The sequence below is a fragment of the Streptomyces sp. NPDC039424 genome (assembly GCF_055639495.1).
The window spans coordinates 587,485-607,938 of sequence record NZ_JBVKAI010000002.1 but is presented as its reverse complement, the minus strand read 5'-3'; the positions used below and the strand labels follow the sequence as shown (position 1 = coordinate 607,938).

Below are 20,454 nucleotides of genomic sequence, written 5' to 3'. Positions count from 1 at the left end.
CCGAAGCATCTGCTGTAGAGCTGCGCCCCTGGCCCCCGCGACCAATAACAAGCCGGGCGCCCGGGGCGCAGTCTCTTTTTCACCTAGATTTCCGAGAGGGCTCCCGCTGCCATGGCGAAGATCCTGAAGTTCGACGAGGACGCCCGTCGCGCCCTCGAGCGCGGCGTCAACAAGCTCGCCGACACGGTCAAGGTGACGATCGGCCCCAAGGGCCGCAACGTCGTCATCGACAAGAAGTTCGGTGCTCCGACCATCACCAACGACGGCGTCACCATCGCCCGCGAGGTCGAGGTCGAGGACCCGTACGAGAACCTCGGTGCCCAGCTGGTGAAGGAGGTGGCGACCAAGACCAACGACATCGCGGGTGACGGTACGACCACCGCCACCGTGCTCGCTCAGGCGCTGGTACGCGAGGGCCTGAAGAACGTCGCCGCCGGTGCCTCCCCGGCCGCCCTGAAGAAGGGCATCGACGCCGCGGTCAAGGCCGTCTCCGACGACCTGCTCGCCTCGGCCCGGCCGATCGACGAGAAGTCCGACATCGCCGCCGTCGCCGCGCTGTCCGCCCAGGACCAGCAGGTCGGCGAGCTCATCGCCGAGGCGATGGACAAGGTCGGCAAGGACGGTGTCATCACCGTCGAGGAGTCCAACACCTTCGGTCTGGAGCTGGACTTCACCGAGGGCATGGCCTTCGACAAGGGCTACCTGTCGCCGTACTTCGTGACGGACCAGGAGCGCATGGAGGCCGTCCTGGAGGACCCCTACATCCTCATCAACCAGGGCAAGATCGCCTCGATCGCCGAGCTGCTCCCGCTGCTCGAGAAGATCATCCAGGCGAACTCCTCCCGGCCGCTGCTGATCATCGCCGAGGACGTCGAGGGCGAGGCCCTGTCGACCCTGGTCGTCAACAAGATCCGCGGCACCTTCAACGCCGTCGCCGTCAAGGCCCCCGGTTTCGGCGACCGCCGCAAGGCGATGCTGCAGGACATGGCGGTCCTCACCGGCGCCACCGTCATCTCCGAGGAGGTCGGCCTCAAGCTCGACCAGGTCGGCCTGGACGTGCTCGGCTCCGCCCGCCGCATCACCGTCACCAAGGACGACACCACGATCGTCGACGGCGCCGGCAACAAGGAAGACGTGACGGGCCGCGTCGCCCAGATCAAGGCCGAGATCGAGAACACCGACTCCGACTGGGACCGCGAGAAGCTCCAGGAGCGCCTCGCGAAGCTGGCCGGCGGCGTGTGCGTGATCAAGGTCGGCGCCGCCACCGAGGTGGAGCTGAAGGAGAAGAAGCACCGTCTGGAGGACGCCATCTCCGCGACCCGCGCCGCGGTCGAGGAGGGCATCGTCTCCGGTGGTGGCTCCGCTCTGGTCCACGCCGTCAAGGTCCTCGAGGGCAACCTCGACAAGACCGGCGACGAGGCCACCGGTGTGTCGGTCGTCCGCAAGGCCGCCGTCGAGCCGCTGCGCTGGATCGCCGAGAACGCCGGCCTCGAGGGCTACGTCATCGTCTCCAAGGTGGCCGAGCTCGAGAAGGGCAACGGCTACAACGCCGCCACCGGCGAGTACGGCGACCTGGTCAAGGCCGGCGTCATCGACCCGGTGAAGGTCACCCGCTCCGCCCTGGAGAACGCCGCCTCCATCGCCTCCCTCCTCCTCACGACCGAGACCCTGGTCGTCGAGAAGAAGGAAGAGGAGGAGCCGGCCGCCGGTGGCCACGGCCACGGCCACGCCCACTGACGTACGTCGGTAAGCGCTGAGTGAAGGCCCGGCACCTCTGAGGGGGTGCCGGGTTTTCGCGTCCCTGTGGAACATCTGTGCGCCAGGATGGGCGCATGATGCGTACCGCGCGAGTCCTGCCGCTGTTGCTCCTCCTCCCCGCGCTGCTCACCGGCTGCGGCACCGAGAAGGCGGCCACCGGAGCCGGGGACTCCCCGTCTCCCACCCCCGACACGTCCGAACTCGACGCCCGCGTCCGGGCGTTGGGGGTCGCGCCCGAACTCGTCTATGTCACCGAGGTGTCCGGCTTCACGCCCGCCCAGCAGTCCGTCGGCGTGAACGGGGACGACGGCTTCTCCGTCTCCTACTGGTCGAAGGACGGCGGCATCCTCCACCTCTACGTCGACCGGGGCGCGGTGACCACCGCCGCCTGCCCGAAGCAGGAGGAGTGCGTGAGGCCGCAGAAGGATCAGATGGTGCACATCAGCGGCGAGAAGGTCACCCGCAAGGTCCTGCGCGAGGCGGCCCGCAACGTTCACCGCCCCTCCGCCGCGGAGCTCGCCGCGCTGCTGCCATCACCGGCGCCGACACCGACCGAGCCGGTACGCCGCGGCGACCTTCCCTCGTACGGGGACGGGGCGCCCGACAACAGCGTGGGGGAGGGCGGCTAGAGGCCGCGCGGGTGGCCACCCGCGACCACCCGCGCGTCCGGGCTGCCGAGGGATCCCCCTCCGGGCCCGTACGGGGGCTACCGCTCCAGCGCGTCCAGCGCACCCAGCTGCTGCAACAGCCCGAGCTGGTCGTGCTGCCACCAGGTTTCCGCGATCTTCCCGTTGTCGCCGAACCGGAACAGCGTCATCCCTGTCATGGTGACCTGCTCACCCGTCGGCGCGATCCCCAGGAAGTCACCCTTGTGCGTGGCGTTCCACGTCCAGCGGGCACAGGCCTGGTCGCCCTGGGCGATCACGTCCTCGACCGTGAAGGTGAAGTCGAAGGCGCCGCGCCACATCCGGTACTCGCTCCGGGCGGAGTCCAGCCCGATCGTGTCCTGCGGGTTGATGGGATCGTGGCTGTGGATGTCCTCGTCGAGCAGGTCGTTGAGCGGCGGCAGGTCGCCCGGGGTCGCGAGCGCCTGGAGGAACCGGCGCACCATGTCCACCGACAACTGCTCGTCCCGCACCACGTCCAGATCGGTGAACGTCGGCATCTCGTCGCACAGGGCGACCATGTCCCGGAAGATCCGGTCGGTCTCCGGGAGGTTCGAGTTGCGCATCGCCTCCTCGTACGAGGGGAACTCCACGACTTCGACGATGTGTGACGCGTCCGAGCGGTCCTTGCCGACCACCGCGTGCGTCGCGGTCCGCTTGCCCTTGGTCTGCTCGACCCAGTCGTCCATGAGCCGGTTCATCTCGTCCAACCGGCTGGTCCTGCACTCGATGAGCTGTACGAAGGTCATGACGCCGCCTCCGGCCCCCCTGGTCCGGTCTGGTCACACCCATTTTCCCACTGGAACGGCGGCGTCACCCGTCCGCTACTGGGGCCCGTACTTGCGCCCGGTCTTCGAGGTGACTCCGCCCAGCAGCCCGCGCGGCGCCACCTTCACCAGTCCCATCAGCGCCTTGTAGCGCGGATCCGGGACGGACAGCGACTTCCCGCGCGCCAGATCCGCCAGCGCCGCCGCGACCAGCTTGTCCGCGTCCAGCCACATCCACTTCGGGATGTTGTCCGTGCCCATCCCGGCCCGCTCGTGGAACTCGGTGCGCACGAAACCGGGGCACAGCGCCATCAGCCGTACGCCGCTGCCCGCCAGGTCCCGCGCCGCGCCCTGCGTGAACTGCACGACCCACGCCTTGGACGCGCCGTACGTGCCGCGCGGCACGAAGGCCGCCACCGAGGCCACGTTGACCACCCCGCCGCGCCCGCGCTCCCGCATCGCCCCGGCCGCCGCCGACGTCAGCCGCAGCACCGCCTCGCAGTGCACCTTGAGCATCCTCAGCTCATCGGCCATCGACACGTCGAGATAGCGGCCCTTGTTGCCGAAGCCGGCGTTGTTGACCAGCAGGTCGACCGGGTTCTTGCGGTCGGCCAGCCGGGCGGCCACCGCCTCGATGCCGTAGTCCGTCGCCAGGTCGGCGGTGAGCACCTCCGCCTCGATGCCGTGCCGGTCGTGCAGCTCGGTCGCCTGCTCGCGCAGCCGTTCGGTGTCCCGCGCCACCAGGACGAGGTCATGGCCGTCCGCCGCCAGCCGCCGCGCGAACGCGGCGCCGATGCCCGCGGTCGATCCCGTAATCAGAGCCGTTGTCATGGCCCAAGGGTAGTTACCCGGACTGACGGCGTCCGCAGACCGTGACGGGACCTCAGTGGCTCTGCCCGGCGACGTACTTGCGGGCCGCCGCCAGCGTCTCCGAATGCAGCGCCTCACCCGCGACGAGCAACCGGGGCAGCAGTTCCCGCTCCGTGGTGACCGCGCGGAACTGCATCGCCGCCGTCACCTCGTGGTCCGGCCGGTGCACGATCGCGATCGGATCGCCCGCCCGTATCTCACCCGGTTCGATCACCCGCAGGTAGGCACCCGTCGCGCCCTTCCGGGTGAACCTCTTCACCCAGCCCCGTTCGCCCAGGTGGCCCTGGAACGTCTGGCACGGGATCCGGCCCGAGGTCACCTCCAGAATCAGCTGGGAACCGATCCGCCAGCGCTCGCCGATCAGCGCCCCGGAGACGTCCAGACCGTCGGTCGTGAGGTTCTCGCCGAAGCAGCCGCTCGGCAACGGCCGCCCCAGTTCGCGCTCCCACGCGTCGAGGTCCTCGCGTGCGTACGCGTACACCGCCTGGTCGTTCCCGCCGTGGTGGCGCAGTTCGCACACCGTGTCCCCGGCGAGCCCGCTCCCGCCGACCCCCTTGGGCCCGGGAGCCGCCACCCGCACCGGCCCGTCGGCCGGCCGTTTGTCGATGCCCGTCACACCGTCCGGGTGGCCCGTGTACGGCACCGGCCGCGGCCGGCCCAGGTTCACCGAAAGAAGCTTCATGCCCGCACGGTAAGGGACCGCACCCCAAAGCGTCGACGCATTATCGGGCGACGGCCCCAAGGCGGGCTTATGATCTAAGGGTGATCGAGGCTCGTCATCTCCGCGTCCTGCGCGCCGTCGCCACCACGGGTTCCTTCTCGGCGGCGGGGCGTGAACTGGGCTGCACCCAGCCCGCCGTCAGCCAGCAGATGAAGGCCCTGGAGTCCTCGGTCGGCACCCCGCTGCTGATCCGCAGCGGCCGCGAGATGCGGCTGACCCAGGCCGGCGAGGCACTGGTCCGGCACGCGTCCGGGATCCTCGCCGGGCTCACCGCGGCCGAGGAGGAGGTCGCCGCGATCGCCGGGCTGCGGGCGGGCCGGGTCCGGCTGGTCTCCTTTCCCAGCGGCAGCTCCACCCTGGTCCCCACCGCCCTCGCCGCCCTGCGCGCCGCCCACCCCGGCACCCGGGTGTCCCTGGAGGAGGCCGAGCCCCCGAAGTCCGTCGAACTGCTGCGCGAGGGCGACTGCGACGTGGCGCTCGCGTTCCGGTACGAGGGGGCCACGGGCGCCGAGGAGTGGGACGACCTCGTCGTACGGCCGCTGCTGACGGACCGCCTGGTCGGCCTGGTGCCCGAACGGCACCGCCTCGCGCGCGCGGAGTCGGTCGCCATCGGCGAGCTGGCCGGGGAGCCGTGGATCGCGGGCTGCCCGCGCTGCCGGGGTCAGCTGGTGGAGGTCTGTGAGAGTGCGGGCTTCACGCCCCGCATCGACTTCGCCACCGACGACTACCCGGCGGTGGTCGGCCTGGTGGGCGCGGGGCTCGGCGTCGCCGTCCTGCCCCAGCTGGCGATCGAGTCCGTACGGCCCAGGGGTGCCCGCGCCGTCGCCCTGGAACCGGCGGTGCGCCGGGAGATCGTCGCCCTCACCCTGCCCGACCTGGCCCAGGTGCCGGCGGTGGCGGCCACGCTGGAGCAGCTGGCCCGCGCGGCGCGACGCTGACGAGATGGATTGCAGAAACGTTCTTTCAGGTATTTGAAGCGGTGTCCCCGCTGGTCGACGATGCCGACACCAGCCGGTTGCGGGCCCGCCCCATGAGCTCTTCGCGCTCGTCCTCGGTCAAGCCGCCCCACACTCCGTACGGCTCTCGTACCGCCAGGGCGTGTGCCGCGCACTGCGCGCGGACCGGGCACCTCATGCAGACCTCCTTGGCCGAGTTCTCTCGAGCGCTCCGAGCCGCCCCGCGCTCACCCTCCGGATGGAAGAAGAGCGAGCTGTCCACCCCGCGGCACGCAGCCAGGAGCTGCCAGTCCCACAGGTCCGCGTTCGGTCCGGGAAGGCGGGAGAAATCTGCCATTGCGTGACCCCTTGTAGCCGTTCTGGGCGGATACGGTGCCAACGACCGTACATCTCCGGTCTAAGGAGATGAAAATATGACTCATTGCGAATCTAGCTCCAGACACCGAAAAACGGGAAGAAAAAGGGCTAAATGGGGCATGGGTTGTGATGAAAAGTTGAGGGTCCGCCGGGCATGTCTCCACCGTGTCGACGCCCTCACGTAGAGTGCCGAAGATGGCACGCAGCCCCGTAACTCTTTCGAGTGACCATCGTTGAGAGTGCGGAGGCGGTTGAAAACACAAGCGCTCGGGCAGGCGTCCGAGACGGTCGACCGCACAGGTGACGATTTCGTACCAGCCTGGAGGCTCAAGGTGACGCGCATCAGCTGCGGAGGGCGGCCATGACATCCGTCCTCGTCTGCGACGACTCCCCGCTTGCCCGAGAGGCGCTGCGCCGCGCGGTCGCGACCGTGCCCGGCGTCGAGCGCGTGACGACCGCGGCCAACGGCGAGGAAGTCCTCCGCCGCTGGGGCGCGGACCGCTCGGACCTCATTCTGATGGACGTACGCATGCCCGGACTGGGCGGCGTCGAGACGGTGCGCCGGCTGCTGTCCGCCGACCCGGGCGCACGCATCATCATGCTCACCGTCGCCGAGGACCTCGACGGCGTGGCCCTGGCCGTCGCCGCCGGCGCCCGGGGCTACCTGCACAAGGACGCCTCCCGCGCGGAGTTGCGCGCCACGGTGACGCAGGCCCTCGCCGACCCGACCTGGCGACTGGCCCCGCGCCGGCTGCGCTCCGCCGAGATGGGCGCCGCGCCCACCCTCACCGCGCGCGAGATCCAGGTCCTGGAGGGCATGAGCCACGGCCGCTCCAACGCCGAGATCGGCCGTGAGCTGTTCCTCTCCGAGGACACCGTCAAGACCCACGCCCGGCGCCTGTTCAAGAAGCTCGGCGCCTCGGACCGGGCGCACGCGGTGGCGCTCGGCTTCCGGTGGGGACTGGTCCGGTAGGACGGTGGACCCCAGGGGGTGCGGGCGGTCCCGGGCTCCCCGCCCGCCACAGCGCGGGCGGGGCCGAGCGGCCCCCCGGCCGCCCGGCGAAGCGGCTCGTCGAGCGCCCGCTGCTCGTTTCGCCGCGGATGCCGCATCCTTGAGATGTGGAGTCTCTCGGGGACGAGTCGGTCGAGCGGAAGGGGAGGGCGCAAGGGATGAGTGCCGGCGCACCTGCTCATAACGCTTCGGTGCACAACCACGGACACGATGCGACGGACCGGACGGCCGCAAGGCACCATGGACCGATGCGCGACGACGAGGCGGGCACGGCCCACGGGGCGATCGGTGCGCTCGTGCATCGCGCCGTCGACGGGGACGAGCAGGCCACGCACGACCTGCTCGCCCATGTCCACCCCCTGGCGCTGCGCTACTGCCGTACCCGGCTGTCCCGGCTCCCGGGCGACGCGCGCCACTTCGTCGAGGACCTCGCGCAGGAGGTCTGCGTCGCCGTCCTCCTCGCCCTGCCGCGCTACCGGGACACCGGCCGGCCCTTCGAGGCCTTCGTCTTCGCCATCGCCTCGCACAAGGTCGCCGACCTCCAGCGCGCCGCGATGCGCCACCCCGGTTCCACCGCCGTCCCCTCGGACGAGATGCCGGAGCGCCCGGACGACTCCCTCGGCCCCGAGGAGCGCGCCCTGCTCAGCAGCGACGCCGAGTGGGCGAAGAAACTGCTGGCCAACCTGCCCGAGAACCAGCGGGAGCTGCTCCTGCTGCGCATCGCGGTGGGGTTGACCGCGGAGGAGACGGGCCAGATGTTGGGAATGTCACCCGGGGCGGTGCGGGTGGCCCAGCACCGGGCCCTGAGCAGGCTGCGGGCGCTGGCCGAGCAGTAGTCCGGCGGCAATCCGTGTGGTGCGCCTCTGCTTTGAACAGGCGGCTGCTGAATTCCGTACGAACATACGAAGCCCGCAGCCGCCCGGAATCGTGGAATTCGATGCCCGCGCTTCCCGTTAGCATGGACATCCGCACCGATCAAGGCCATTTGGGGAAGGTGTCATGACTGCCAACGTCGACGGAGTGCCCGGTAAATTCGCGACACTCGGGCTGACCTACGACGACGTGCTGCTGCTGCCGGGCCCGTCGGACATGGCACCCGACGAGATCGACACCGCCTCGTACGTCTCCAAGAACGTGCGGGTCAACATCCCGCTGCTGTCCGCCGCCATGGACAAGGTCACCGAGTCGCGCATGGCGATCGCGATGGCCCGCCAGGGCGGCGTCGGCGTCCTGCACCGCAACCTCTCCATCGAGGACCAGGCCAACCAGGTCGACCTGGTGAAGCGCTCGGAGTCCGGCATGGTCGCCGACCCGATCACGGTGCACCCGGACGCCACCCTCGCCGAGGCCGACGCGCTGTGCGCCAAGTTCCGCATCAGCGGCGTGCCGGTCACCGACCCGGGCAAGAAGCTGCTCGGCATCGTCACCAACCGTGACATGGCCTTCGAGACGGACCGCTCCCGCCGGGTCCGCGAGGTCATGACGCCGATGCCGCTGGTCACCGGCAAGGTCGGCATCTCCGGCGTCGAGGCCATGGAGCTGCTGCGCAAGCACAAGATCGAGAAGCTGCCGCTGGTCGACGACGAGGGCATCCTCAAGGGCCTGATCACGGTCAAGGACTTCGTCAAGGCGGAGAAGTACCCGAACGCCGCGAAGGACGCCGAGGGCCGGCTGCTCGTCGGCGCCGCGGTCGGTGTCGCCGGGGACTCCTTCGAGCGCGCCCAGGCCCTGATCGAGGCCGGGGTCGACTTCATCGTCGTCGACACCGCGCACGGCCACTCCCGGCTGGTCGGCGACATGATCGCCAAGATCAAGTCCAACTCCTCCGGCGTCGACGTCATCGGCGGCAACATCGCCACGCGCGACGGTGCCCAGGCCCTCGTCGACGCGGGCGCCGACGGCATCAAGGTCGGTGTCGGCCCGGGCTCGATCTGTACCACCCGCGTGGTCGCCGGCGTCGGCGTCCCGCAGGTCACCGCCATCTACGAGGCCGCGCTCGCCGCCAAGGCGGCCGGTGTCCCGGTCATCGGCGACGGCGGTCTGCAGTACTCCGGCGACATCGCCAAGGCCCTGGTCGCCGGCGCCGACACGGTGATGCTGGGCTCGCTGCTCGCGGGCTGCGAGGAGTCGCCGGGCGAGCTGCTGTTCATCAACGGCAAGCAGTTCAAGTCGTACCGCGGCATGGGCTCGCTGGGTGCCATGCAGACCCGCGGCGACCGCAGGTCGTTCTCCAAGGACCGCTACTTCCAGGAGGGCGTCGCCTCCGACGAGCAGCTGATCCCCGAGGGCATCGAGGGCCAGGTCCCCTACCGCGGCCCGCTGTCCTCGGTCGTCCACCAGCTGGTCGGCGGTCTGCGCCAGTCGATGTTCTACGTCGGCGGCCGGACGGTTGCGGACCTCCAGGACAACGGCCGCTTCGTCCGGATCACCTCGGCGGGTCTGAAGGAGAGCCACCCGCACGACATCCAGATGACGGTCGAGGCGCCGAACTACAGCAGCAAGAGGTAGGCGAGGAGCCGCGAAAGCGAGGAGAGCCCGGGCCGTGCCCGGGCTCTTCGTCCGCCCTACGCCTCGTACCAGCCGAGCCCCTGCTTCTCACGGGAGGGGTCGAACGAGTCGTGCAGCCCTATGAGCGCGGTGACCAGCCGGGGATCGAGGCCCGGAGTGCGCACCCGGTAGTCCTCGGCCAGCCCGCGGAAGACGACGTGGGCGACGCCCGAGGCGTCGCGCCAGATGACGCGGCGAGGGGGACCGAAGCCGCCGTCGCCCTCACCGAGTATCGAGGTGATCAGCCACACCAGGCTGACCGGCAGGCCCACCGGCCACCACAGCGCCCACCACACCAGCCGTCCGCGATACCCCCGCAGAGCGGGGCCGCGCACCGGTTCCACCGTCCACCACGACCGGCCGATCCGGAACGCGCGACGGCGCCCCGCGGTGATCCGCCCGAGCGGCGCGCCGTACGGGTCCTCGACCCGGAAGACGGCGGGGGTCCCACTCCAACGGGAACCCAGGGGCTGCTCCGTGACCACGCGCGCGAACGCCGTACCGTCCTCGGCGACGAGATGGAAGTCGCGCCCCGAGCCGTACCGGTCTCCCGGCACGGCGCCGGCCGCCCGGCACAGCCGGACGGAGAGGCCCTGACCGGGCCCGCCTCCGCCGACGACGGCCTGCGGCGACACCCCGCGCTTCACCTCGTACGTCACTCGCCCCTGTGCCACGCTCTCCCTCTCCCCGTCGGATCGCTGCGGGAGTCTATGCCGGGGCCGCCCCTGTCGTGCACGTCGGCGATACTGGAAGGCGCTGCAACGCATTCGTGGAAAGGCCACAGACGTGACTGAGATCGAGATCGGGCGCGGCAAGCGCGGCCGCCGGGCGTACGCCTTCGACGACATCGCCGTCGTCCCCAGCCGCCGTACGCGGGACCCGAAGGAGGTCTCGATCGCCTGGCAGATCGACGCCTACCGCTTCGAGCTGCCCTTCCTGGCGGCCCCCATGGACTCCGTCGTCTCCCCGGCCACCGCGATCCGCATCGGTGAGCTGGGCGGCCTGGGCGTGCTGAACCTCGAGGGCCTGTGGACGCGGTACGAGGACCCGCAGCCGCTGCTCGACGAGATCGCCGAGCTGCCCGACGAGGCCGCGACCCGCCGCCTCCAGGAGATCTACGCCGCTCCCATCAAGGAAGAGCTGATCGGCGCGCGCATCAAGGAGGTGCGCGACTCCGGTGTGGTCACCGCCGCCGCGCTCTCCCCGCAGCGCACCGCCCAGTTCTCCAAGGCGGTCGTGGACGCGGGTGTGGACATCTTCGTCATCCGGGGCACGACGGTGTCGGCGGAGCACGTCTCGTCCTCGCACGAGCCGCTGAACCTGAAGCAGTTCATCTACGAGCTCGACGTCCCGGTGATCGTCGGCGGCTGCGCCACCTACACCGCCGCCCTGCACCTGATGCGCACCGGCGCGGCCGGCGTCCTGGTCGGCTTCGGCGGCGGTGCCGCGCACACCACGCGCAACGTGCTGGGCATCCAGGTCCCGATGGCCACCGCCGTGGCCGACGTGGCCGCCGCCCGCCGCGACTACATGGACGAGTCCGGCGGCCGGTACGTGCATGTGATCGCGGACGGCGGCGTCGGCTGGTCCGGCGACCTGCCCAAGGCGATCGCCTGCGGCGCCGACTCGGTGATGATGGGGTCTCCGCTGGCCCGCGCCACGGACGCGCCCGGCAAGGGCCACCACTGGGGCATGGAGGCCGTCAACGAGGAGCTGCCGCGCGGCAAGAAGGTCGACCTCGGCACGGTCGGCACCATCGAGGAGATCCTCACCGGCCCGTCCCACTTCCCCGACGGCTCGATGAACTTCTTCGGCGCCCTGCGCCGCGCCATGGCCACGACCGGCTACAGCGAGCTCAAGGAGTTCCAGCGGGTCGAGGTGACCGTGGCGGACAGCCAGCACAAGCGCTAGTCCATACGACGCGAAGGGCCCGTCCACCCGGGGTGGACGGGCCCTTCGCATGTGCGGCTGTCACTCAGCGGCCTTCTTGGCGCCCGAGAACGCGGCGAACGCGGCGATCGCGAAGAAGACGAAGGTCAGCGGGTCCGCGTCTTCCTTCCAGGCCTTCTGCACGAGGCTGAAGTTGTCGAAGAACACCTCGGAGAAGCTCGCCCCGACGGCGTCCGCGCCGATCATGGCCTCGCCCACCAGCTGGCCCATGTAGACCGCGCCCAGCGCGAGCGCGGCACTGACGACCGCGAGGACGGGGTTGCGGCCGCCGGCCTTGCCCGCCGCGAGGCCGATGACGAAGCCGACACCGACCGCCGCCCAGCCGATCTCGTGCTTGGTGAGGCCGATGACGACGCCGTAGAGGGCGGCGGCGACCACGGCGGCGCCGACGGCGGCCACCAGGCCGAGGCCGACGTTGTCCTTCCGGGGCGCGGGCGGCATCGGCGGCGGGGGCACGGCACCCGGCGGGACGGCGCCCGGCTGCGGGGCGTACGGCGCTGCGGCCGGCTGCTGCTGGGCGTACGGGTTGGCGTCGGACGGCTGGGGCTGCTGCTCGGACGGCGACGGTGGAACTGACTGGCTCATGACAGGAATCCCCCCACGGGACGGTACGGCTGATGGCGCGGCTGAGCGGTGCGCGCACGTGTGCGCGACGAGACCGGGGGAGATTAGCAGGCGCCGCCGACAACGCCGGGGGCGTTTTCCGTCTCAGAGCCGGTGCGCGGCCCCCGTCGGGGTCGCCCCGCGGGTGTCCAGCAGCAGCTGGGCCTTCACCGACAGACCCTGGAGGTCGTACGTCCGGTGCTGCTGGAGCAGAATCGTGAGGTCGGCGTCGGCGGCGGCCTCGTAGAGCGAGTCCGCGCGCGGGACCGGGCGGTCCAGGACGCTCCAGGAGGCCACGAGCGGGTCGTGGTAGCTGACGGAGGCGCCCAGCTCCATCAGCCGTACGGCGATCTCCTGGGCGGGCGTGCCCTGCTGATCGCAGAGGTCCGCCTTGTAGGTGACGCCCAGCAGCAGCACGCGCGCACCGCGGGCCGACTTGCCGTGCTCGTTCAGCAGGGCGGCGGCGCGCTGGACGACGTACCGGGGCATCCGGCCGTTGACCTGCTGGGCCAGTTCCACCATGCGCAGGTTGCGGCCGGTGTGGCCGGTCAGGTCCTGTGCGAGGCCGTGGCCGCCGACCCCGGGGCCCGGCCGGAAGGCCTGGAAGCCGAACGGCTTGGTCTCCGCGCAGCGGATGACGTCCCACAGGTCGACGCCCAGGTCGTGGCAGAGCTCGGCCATCTCGTTGACGAGCGCGATGTTCACGTGCCGGTAGTTGGTCTCCAGCAGCTGCACGGTCTCCGCTTCGCGCGGTCCACGGGCGCGTACCACTTTGTCGGTGAGCCGCCCGTAGAAGGCGGCGGCGGACTCGGTGCAGGCCGGGGTGAGGCCGCCGATGACCTTGGGGGTGTTGGCCGGGGTGAAGTCGCGGTTGCCGGGGTCGACGCGGCTGGGCGAGTAGGCGAGGTGGAAGTCGCGGCCCGCGCGCAGCCCCGAGACCTCCTCCAGCAGCGGGCGGAGGAACTCCTCGGTCGTGCCGGGGTGCACGGGAGACTCCAGGATCACCGTGGTGTGCGGGCGCAGCCGCTCGGCCAGGGTGCGGGCGGCCGTCTCGACCTGGCCGAGGTCGGGGCCGCCGTCCGCGCCGCGCGGGGTCGGCGCGCAGATCACGGCGGTGCGCACCCGGCCCAGCTCGGCCGGATCGTCGGTGGGCCGGAAGCCCCCCGAGAGCATCCGGCGCAGTTCGGCGGGGCTGAGGGAGCGGGACTCGGGGCCCGTGGTGTAGCCGAGCGTGGCGATGCCGGCCGCGACGGCGGCCTGGGCCAGGGGCAGGCCGTAGGGGCCGAGTCCGATGACGGCGAGGTCTGCGGGCATGGGGCGTGAGCCGTCCTTCCCAATAGCCGAAGCGGGACAGGTGCGCAAGCCCGGTGGACGGGATGGACGCGCGCAATGTCAGACTAGGAGTAAATATGACCTTGATGCGGGATTGTGTTCTTGTGTCTTGCGCGTCTTCCGCTGGTCACGTGCCCGTTGTCCACAGGCTGGGAGCGAGTGGTGGCCGAAGCGGGGCAAGCCGGTCAGAATTTTGGGCATGGGGGAGAGGAACCGGGCTTCGCCCACCGGGTGCGGCCTACGCGACCGATAAGTGGGAGAGCGGGAGGCAGCGGTGAGGACAGCGACACTGGGGCCGGCGCAGCGCGCCGAGTCACTGGCGGCCATGGCCGAGCGTGAGCTGGACGTGCTGGTCGTCGGCGGTGGAGTGGTCGGCGCGGGTACCGCGCTGGACGCCGTGACCCGCGGCCTGTCCACGGGACTGGTCGAGGCCCGCGACTGGGCGTCGGGCACCTCCAGCAGGTCCAGCAAGCTCATACACGGTGGCCTGCGCTATCTGGAGATGCTCGACTTCGCCCTCGTCCGCGAGGCACTGAAGGAACGCGGCCTGCTGCTGGAGCGGCTCGCCCCGCACCTGGTCAAGCCGGTGCCGTTCCTGTACCCGCTCCAGCACAAGGGCTGGGAGCGCCTGTACGCGGGGTCGGGCGTCGCCCTCTACGACGCCATGTCGATGGCCCGCGGCCATGGCCGGGGCCTGCCCCTGCACCGTCACCTGAGCCGCCGTCACGCCCTGCGCGTGGCCCCCGCCCTGCGCAGGGACGCGCTGGTCGGCGCCCTGCAGTACTACGACGCGCAGATGGACGACGCCCGCTTCGTGGCGACCCTCGTCCGCACGGCGGTGTCGTACGGCGCGCACGCCGCCAACCGCGCCCGCGTGACCGGGTTCCTGCGCGAGGGCGAACGGGTCGTGGGCGCCCGGGTGCAGGACGTGGAGGGCGGCGGCGAGTACGAGATCCGGGCCAAGCAGGTGGTCAACGCCACCGGTGTGTGGACCGACGACACCCAGGGGATGGTGGGGGAGCGGGGACAGTTCCACGTCCGCGCCTCCAAGGGCATCCACCTGGTCGTGCCCAAGGACCGCATCCACTCCACGACCGGCCTGATCCTGCGCACCGAGAAGTCCGTCCTCTTCGTCATCCCGTGGGGCCGGCACTGGATCGTCGGCACCACCGACACCGGCTGGGACCTCGACAAGGCCCACCCGGCCGCCTCCAGTGCCGACATCGACTACCTGCTGGAACACGTCAACTCCGTCCTCGCGGTGCCCCTGAGCCGCGACGACGTCCAGGGCGTGTACGCGGGACTGCGTCCGCTGCTGGCCGGTGAGTCCGACGCCACCAGCAAGCTGTCGCGCGAGCACACCGTGGCGCATCCGGTGCCGGGGCTGGTGGTCGTCGCGGGCGGCAAGTACACGACGTACCGGGTGATGGCGAAGGACGCCGTCGACGAGGCGGTGCACGGGCTCGACATGCGGGTCGCCGAGTGCGTCACCGAGGACGTCCCGCTGCTGGGCGCGGAGGGCTACCGGGCGATGTGGAACGCCCGCGCCCGGATAGCCGCGCGCACCGGGTTGCACGTGGTCCGGGTGGAGCACCTGCTGAACCGGTTCGGGTCGAACGCCGAGGAGGTCCTGGACCTCATCACCGCCGACCCCTCGCTCGGCGCGCCGCTGCAGGCCGCCGACGACTATCTGCGCGCCGAGGTCGTGTACGCCGCCTCGCACGAGGGTGCCCGGCACCTGGACGACGTGCTCACCCGCCGCACCCGCATCTCCATCGAGACCTTCGACCGGGGCGCCCGCAGCGCCCGTGAGGCCGCCGAGCTGATGGCGCCGGTGCTCGGCTGGGACAAGGACCAGATCGAGCGCGAGGTCGAGCACTACGAGAAGCGGGTCGAGGCCGAACGGGAGTCGCAGCGGCAGCCTGACGACCTGACGGCGGACGCGGCGCGGCTGGGAGCGCCCGACATCGTGCCGTTGTAGGCCGACGACCGGTGACCTGACGGATCGCCAGGCCGCGCCCCGGCCGGGCGCTTGTCGGGGCGCATCATCCCGAAATGCGGAACACGCACCTCACCCGGCCCCCGGCTCCGCGGGGCCCGGTGCGGGGTGACGGCCACCCTGGGCGCTGAGCACTTGTCGGGTGAGGGACAATGGAGGCTCTGTCAGGGCGGGTTGCATGAGGGGACGCATGTCGGAGGCGGAGCGGGCGGGGACATCTCGTCAGGAGACTCGTCAGGACAAGAGCGAGCGTCTTCTCGCCGGTCGGTACCGGCTGGGGGACGTGCTCGGCCGAGGCGGCATGGGCACGGTGTGGCGTGCCGAGGACGAGACCCTCGGCCGCACGGTCGCCGTCAAGGAGCTGCGGTTCCCGACGAACATCGACGAAGAGGAGAAGCGGCGCCTGATCACGCGCACCCTGCGCGAGGCCAAGGCGATCGCGCGGATCCGCAACAACAGCGCGGTGACGGTCTTCGACGTGGTCGAGGAGGACGACCGGCCGTGGATCGTGATGGAGCTGGTCGAGGGCAAGTCCCTCGCCGAGGCCATCCGTGAGGACGGCCTGCTGACGCCCCGGCGCGCGGCCGAGGTCGGACTGGCCATCCTCGACGTGCTGCGTTCGGCGCACCGCGAGGGCATCCTGCACCGGGACGTGAAGCCGTCCAACGTGCTCATCTCCGAGGACGGCCGGGTCGTGCTCACCGACTTCGGCATCGCACAGGTCGAGGGCGACCCGTCCATCACCTCCACCGGCATGCTGGTCGGCGCGCCCTCCTACATCTCGCCGGAGCGCGCCCGCGGCCACAAACCGGGCCCCGCGGCCGACCTGTGGTCGCTCGGCGGCCTGCTGTACGCGGCGGTCGAGGGCGCCCCGCCGTACGACAAGGGGTCGGCCATCGCCACGCTCACCGCGGTGATGACCGAACCGCTGGAGGAGCCGAAGAACGCCGGCCCGCTCCGGGACGTCATCTACGGGCTGCTCACCAAGGACGCCGCCAAGCGGCTCGACGACGCCGGCGCGCGGGCCATGCTCAACGCGGTCGTCCACGCGCCCGAGCGCGAGGCGATGGACGCCACCAGGGTCGTCCCGCTGCCGGTGCAGCCCGGCGCGGCCGACGGCAAGGCCGGTGCGGGCGACGGCGGTTCGGCGGGCGGCGGCGCCAAGCGGGGCGAGGAGGCCGCGGACAAGCTGCGCGGGGCGCTGCGTTCCGTGCGCAAGGCCGTGGCGGCGGGAACGGCCACTTCGGGGACCGAGTCCCGGACGAAGGACGGCAACGGGAACAGCGGGAGCAGCGGCGCCGCCGGGAAGAGCGCCGGTGGCGGCGCGACCGCCGGGGCGTCCTCCGCGGGCGGGGCGTCGTCGGCGTCCGCGTCGGCCCCCGGGCAGCGGTCGGGCGAGCCCGCCAAGAAGTCGAGTTCGGGGTGGCCCGTGGTGCCGCCGCCGGACCTGGATCTGCCGCCCAGGCCCGTGCCCAGGGCGCCGCTCACCGACGTGGTGCCCAAGCGGACCCTGGTGATCATCGCGGTCGTCGTGGCGCTCGCCGTGCTCGGCACGGTGCTGGCCCTGACCCTCGGCGGTGGCGACGGCGACGACGAGGGCGCGAAGAACGGCAGCGGCGGCAAGACCGTGGCCAGTGCGAGTCCGAGCCCCCGCACCAAGAAGGACGAGGACGGCGGCACCCGTACGGACGGCGGCGACTCCGCGTCCGGCACGGCGGGGTCGGGCACGGGCACGGCGTCGGGGACGACGGCGAGCGCGAGCGCGTCGGGCAGCGGGGACAGCGCGGACAGTGTGGACAGCGGGTCGGCGGGTTCCGGCAGCGCGCCGGTGGTGTCGACGCACAAGGGCGGTCAGGGGTACTCGATCGGGCTGCCCAAGGGCTGGAAGTTCCAGTCCGCCAGTGCCGCGGGGGACCGGTTCACCGGGCCCGACGGGCAGAAGCTGCTGGTCGCCTGGACGAGCACGCCCAAGGGCGACCCGGTGGCGGACTGGAAGAACCAGGAACGCTACATGGTGCGTTCGCAGTACAAGCGGATCCGCATAGAGCAGGTCGACTACCGCGGCTGGAACACCGCCGACTGGGAATTCACCTACGCCGAGGGCGGGACGAAGTACCGGACCATCGACCGCGGGTTCGTCGTCAACAGTCATCAGGGGTACGCGCTGATGTACACCGCGAAGGCGGCCAAGTGGGGCGGCGAGCTGCGCAAGGACACCTGGAAGACGCTGACGCGGTCCTTCCGGCCGAAGAAGTAATCTGTCATCCCCTCAATGCAGGTTGCCTCCGGCACGTATCGTGAGTGGTTGCGGACCGTACGCATCCAGGTCCGGATGCACAACGGGCCGTGACACGAGCGGATTTGACCAACCGGAAGGCCGGGGGAGGCAACGTGGACGACTATGCGGGTCGGGTACTCGCCGACCGCTACCGCCTCCCGCTGCCGCCCTCGGACGAGTACGAACTCACCGAGTCCCGGGCCTTCGACACCTACAGCGGGCAGGAAGTCCTCGTCCGGCAGGTGCCGTTGCCGGAGGTCGTCGAGGCCGAGGTGCTCGACGCGGACGGGCTGCCCGACGGCTTCACGGCACGCCGGCGCGAGACACGGCGGCCCCCGGCGGCCCGGACCGCCACCCGGCAGCCCGCCGACCCGGCCGTGCGGCGGGCCGTCGAGGCCGCGCAGGCCGCGGCCCGCATCCCCGACCATCCGCGGCTGGACCAGGTCTTCGACGTGTTCGCCGAGGGCGGTTCGCTGTGGATAGTGAGCGAGTTGGTGGCGGCGCGTTCGCTGGCCGCGCTGCTGGCCGAGAGGCCGCTGACGCCGTACCGGGCCGCGGAGGTCGCCTCCGACGTGCTGATGGCGCTGCGGGTGCTGCACGCCCACGGCTGGGTCCACCGCAACATCACCGCCCGCACGGTCCTCGTCTGCGACGACGGGCGGGTGATGCTCACCGGCCTCGCGGTCGGCGCGGCGGAGGAGGCCCTGTGCGGGTACGACCCGGTACCGGCCCAGGAGGGGTTCCCGGCGGGCGGGAGCGGCGGCGAAGGCTTCGGCGGCCCGGGTGGACCCGGCCCCGGTGATCCGGTCGGTCCCGGCACGGGCTCCGGCGGTGCGGTTCCCGGTGAGGCGGACCCCGAGGCCGCCCGGCGGGCCGCGATCCAGGCGCGGGCGGCCGGAGGGCTGCCCGAGGCCGGCGCGGAGGGAACGGGCGGCGCCCCGCCTCCGGGTGCGCAGGCCGGGCGGGCGTTGGAGAGCGGCGGGGACGTGCGGGCCGCGCGCGCCGGGGCGATCGCCGCGTATCGCGCGGGCGCGCGGGCGGCGGCCCGGGTGCACGAGGCCCAGCAGAACGGGCGGGCCGCCCTGCCCGGCGCCCGCACACCCGCCGAAGGCGACACCGGCCAGGGCACCGACCACCGGACCGGCACCACGCCCCCCGGCCGGATAGCCGACCCCTACGGAGTGAACGCCGCCCCCTGGCACGGCGCCGTCCCGCGCGGCGCCACCGACGGCACGCCCCCGGCCGTCCCCGACGGCCGGCCACGCATGGCCCTCCCCCCGAGCGGGACCGCACCCCTCGAAGCCACCCCGGGCACGCCCTGCCCCGCCCCCGGCACCCCCGCCCCCCGCGCCCCCGGCACCGCGCTCGCCGCCGAGCGGGCGCGGCAGGTGCGGATGACCGTGGTGGGGCCGGTGACCGAGCGATGGGCGCCGGAGCAGGCCGGGCCCGTGCACGAGAACTGGCAGCTCGCGGCGCCCATCGGACCGGCCACCGACCTGTGGGCGCTCGGCGCGCTGCTGTTCAGGGCCGTACAGGGGCACGCGCCGTACCCGGAGGAGTCGACGGCCGAGCTGGTGCAACTGGTGTGCGCGGAGCCGCCCGCCTTCGCGGAGGAGTGCGGGCCGCTCAGGCCGGTGGTGGAGTCGCTGCTGCGGCAGGACCCCACCGAGCGGCTCGACTTCGAGGAACTGGGCGGCTGGCTGCGCTCGCTGGTCCGCTCGGCGCCCGAACCGGAGGCCGGCACCCACGTCGTCGCCGCCCCGCCCCCCGACCCCAAGCGGCTGCCGATCGTCCGGCGACGCGGCGAGCTGGTGCGCAGGCGGCGCGCCGGGCTGCCCGCGACCAGCGCGCACGGCCGGCACAAGCGGGCCAAGCAGGAGGCGCGTTCGCCCCGCAGCCTCGGCCGCACCCTGCTCCTGCTGATACTGCTTCTGCTGGCCGGCGCGGTCGCGTACGCCATGCTGTTCATGCCGAAGGACACGGACAGCGGCGGCGCGGCGAGCGGCGACCGCACGGGAGCCGCCGGGCAGGCGAGCCAGGCGCCCACCCGGACGGGGGAGCCCAGCGGCGCGCCCTCGTCCGGGGGCCCTTCCTCCCCCGGCACGGACACCGGTTCCTCCCAGTCGGAGCCCTCCACCGAGACCCAGAGCACCACCGGCCCGGACGTCGCCGACGGCTTCACCCTGCGCAAGGACCCCGAGGGCTTCCAGGTCGCGGTGGCCAAGGGCTGGAGCCGCACACCGAAGAACGGGCGCGGCCAGGTGGTGTACACGCACGGCGACTTCGAGCTCATCGTCGTACCGGGGCGGGACAGCGCGTCGAAGTACGGCGGCGACCCGATGACGTACCAGCGGGACAAGGAGGGCGAACTCCAGCCCTACCGCGACTCCAGCTGGGCCACCGCGACCGGCCTGAGGACCATCGAGGTGGGCGGACGGACCATGGCCGAGGGACAGTTCACCTGGACCGACGGCCAGGGGCGCGACCTGTTCGTCCGCAATATCGCGATCCTCGTCGACGGCCGCTACCACATCGTGCAGGTCCGGGGGCCGGAGGCGCAGCGCGACGAGGTGACCCGGCTGTACGAGCAGGCGTCGGCCACCTACAAGTACGCGACCTGAGCCCACGGGCCCCGAGAG

At 71.9% G+C, this 20,454-nt stretch carries 17 protein-coding genes; 10 read left to right on the top strand and 7 right to left on the bottom strand.

Annotated features, from left to right (window positions below; genetic code table 11):
• The first annotated feature begins 111 nt into the window (after positions 1-111).
• Both groL and ACZ7L0_RS07590 read left to right on the top strand, forming a co-directional pair.
• Positions 112-1,737: a chaperonin GroEL gene (gene groL / locus ACZ7L0_RS07595; RefSeq protein ID WP_471241494.1), complete on the top strand. Its 1,626-nt coding sequence runs from the start codon at positions 112-114 to the stop codon at positions 1,735-1,737.
• 95 nt (positions 1,738-1,832) lie between these two features.
• Positions 1,833-2,387, top strand: a complete 555-nt coding sequence (locus tag ACZ7L0_RS07590; protein WP_471241493.1) for a membrane lipoprotein — start codon at positions 1,833-1,835, stop codon at positions 2,385-2,387.
• Between the two features lie 77 nt (positions 2,388-2,464).
• Here ACZ7L0_RS07590 and ACZ7L0_RS07585 read toward each other — a convergent pair whose 3' ends face one another.
• The 3 genes from ACZ7L0_RS07585 to ACZ7L0_RS07575 form a co-directional block, all read right to left on the bottom strand.
• The gene (locus ACZ7L0_RS07585; protein WP_471241492.1) at positions 2,465-3,172 is read right to left on the bottom strand and encodes an ester cyclase; all 708 of its coding nucleotides are present in this window, start codon (positions 3,170-3,172) and stop codon (positions 2,465-2,467) included.
• A gap of 75 nt (positions 3,173-3,247) precedes the next feature.
• Positions 3,248-4,021 (bottom strand): SDR family NAD(P)-dependent oxidoreductase, encoded by a 774-nt coding sequence (locus ACZ7L0_RS07580; protein WP_471241491.1) that lies wholly within the window; start codon positions 4,019-4,021, stop codon positions 3,248-3,250.
• Between the two features lie 52 nt (positions 4,022-4,073).
• The gene (locus ACZ7L0_RS07575; RefSeq protein ID WP_471241490.1) at positions 4,074-4,742 is read right to left on the bottom strand and encodes an MOSC domain-containing protein; all 669 of its coding nucleotides are present in this window, start codon (positions 4,740-4,742) and stop codon (positions 4,074-4,076) included.
• An 80-nt stretch (positions 4,743-4,822) separates the two neighbouring features.
• On the opposite strand from ACZ7L0_RS07575, the gene ACZ7L0_RS07570 reads away from it, so the two are divergent.
• Positions 4,823-5,719, top strand: a complete 897-nt coding sequence (locus ACZ7L0_RS07570; protein WP_471241489.1) for a LysR family transcriptional regulator — start codon at positions 4,823-4,825, stop codon at positions 5,717-5,719.
• A gap of 25 nt (positions 5,720-5,744) precedes the next feature.
• On the opposite strand, the gene ACZ7L0_RS07565 is transcribed toward ACZ7L0_RS07570, so the two are convergent.
• The gene (locus ACZ7L0_RS07565; protein ID WP_471241488.1) at positions 5,745-6,074 is read right to left on the bottom strand and encodes a WhiB family transcriptional regulator; all 330 of its coding nucleotides are present in this window, start codon (positions 6,072-6,074) and stop codon (positions 5,745-5,747) included.
• A gap of 381 nt (positions 6,075-6,455) precedes the next feature.
• Between ACZ7L0_RS07565 and ACZ7L0_RS07560 the strand changes: the two genes are divergently transcribed.
• The 3 genes from ACZ7L0_RS07560 to guaB all read left to right on the top strand — a co-directional run bounded on the left by ACZ7L0_RS07560 (position 6,456) and on the right by guaB (position 9,614).
• A complete protein-coding gene (locus ACZ7L0_RS07560; RefSeq protein WP_003948568.1) occupies positions 6,456-7,067 on the top strand; it encodes a response regulator transcription factor in 612 nt (203 codons plus the stop codon).
• Positions 7,068-7,354: 287 nt separating this feature from the next.
• Positions 7,355-7,942 (top strand): sigma-70 family RNA polymerase sigma factor, encoded by a 588-nt coding sequence (locus tag ACZ7L0_RS07555; protein WP_030641278.1) that lies wholly within the window; start codon positions 7,355-7,357, stop codon positions 7,940-7,942.
• 163 nt (positions 7,943-8,105) lie between these two features.
• Positions 8,106-9,614: an IMP dehydrogenase gene (gene guaB, locus ACZ7L0_RS07550; RefSeq protein ID WP_471241487.1), complete on the top strand. Its 1,509-nt coding sequence runs from the start codon at positions 8,106-8,108 to the stop codon at positions 9,612-9,614.
• Between the two features lie 56 nt (positions 9,615-9,670).
• Here the strand turns inward: guaB and ACZ7L0_RS07545 are convergent, their stop codons facing one another.
• A complete protein-coding gene (locus tag ACZ7L0_RS07545) occupies positions 9,671-10,327 on the bottom strand; it encodes a hypothetical protein (protein ID WP_471241486.1) in 657 nt (218 codons plus the stop codon).
• Positions 10,328-10,439: 112 nt separating this feature from the next.
• On the opposite strand from ACZ7L0_RS07545, the gene ACZ7L0_RS07540 reads away from it, so the two are divergent.
• Positions 10,440-11,564: a GuaB3 family IMP dehydrogenase-related protein gene (locus ACZ7L0_RS07540; protein ID WP_471241485.1), complete on the top strand. Its 1,125-nt coding sequence runs from the start codon at positions 10,440-10,442 to the stop codon at positions 11,562-11,564.
• A 60-nt stretch (positions 11,565-11,624) separates the two neighbouring features.
• Here the strand turns inward: ACZ7L0_RS07540 and ACZ7L0_RS07535 are convergent, their stop codons facing one another.
• Both ACZ7L0_RS07535 and ACZ7L0_RS07530 read right to left on the bottom strand, forming a co-directional pair.
• Entirely contained in the window at positions 11,625-12,188 is a 564-nt protein-coding gene (locus ACZ7L0_RS07535) for a hypothetical protein (RefSeq protein WP_471241484.1), read from the bottom strand.
• Positions 12,189-12,311: 123 nt separating this feature from the next.
• Positions 12,312-13,520, bottom strand: coding sequence for a nucleotide sugar dehydrogenase (locus ACZ7L0_RS07530; RefSeq protein ID WP_471241483.1), 1,209 nt, complete (start codon positions 13,518-13,520; stop codon positions 12,312-12,314).
• A 292-nt stretch (positions 13,521-13,812) separates the two neighbouring features.
• Here ACZ7L0_RS07530 and ACZ7L0_RS07525 point away from each other — a divergent pair, with 292 nt between their 5' ends.
• From ACZ7L0_RS07525 to ACZ7L0_RS07515, 3 genes are all read left to right on the top strand, one after another.
• Positions 13,813-15,519, top strand: coding sequence for a glycerol-3-phosphate dehydrogenase/oxidase (locus ACZ7L0_RS07525; RefSeq protein ID WP_471241482.1), 1,707 nt, complete (start codon positions 13,813-13,815; stop codon positions 15,517-15,519).
• Between the two features lie 208 nt (positions 15,520-15,727).
• Positions 15,728-17,794, top strand: a complete 2,067-nt coding sequence (locus tag ACZ7L0_RS07520) for a serine/threonine-protein kinase (protein ID WP_471241611.1) — start codon at positions 15,728-15,730, stop codon at positions 17,792-17,794.
• 134 nt (positions 17,795-17,928) lie between these two features.
• Positions 17,929-20,436, top strand: a complete 2,508-nt coding sequence (locus tag ACZ7L0_RS07515) for a protein kinase domain-containing protein (RefSeq protein WP_471241481.1) — start codon at positions 17,929-17,931, stop codon at positions 20,434-20,436.
• Positions 20,437-20,454 lie beyond the last annotated feature (18 nt).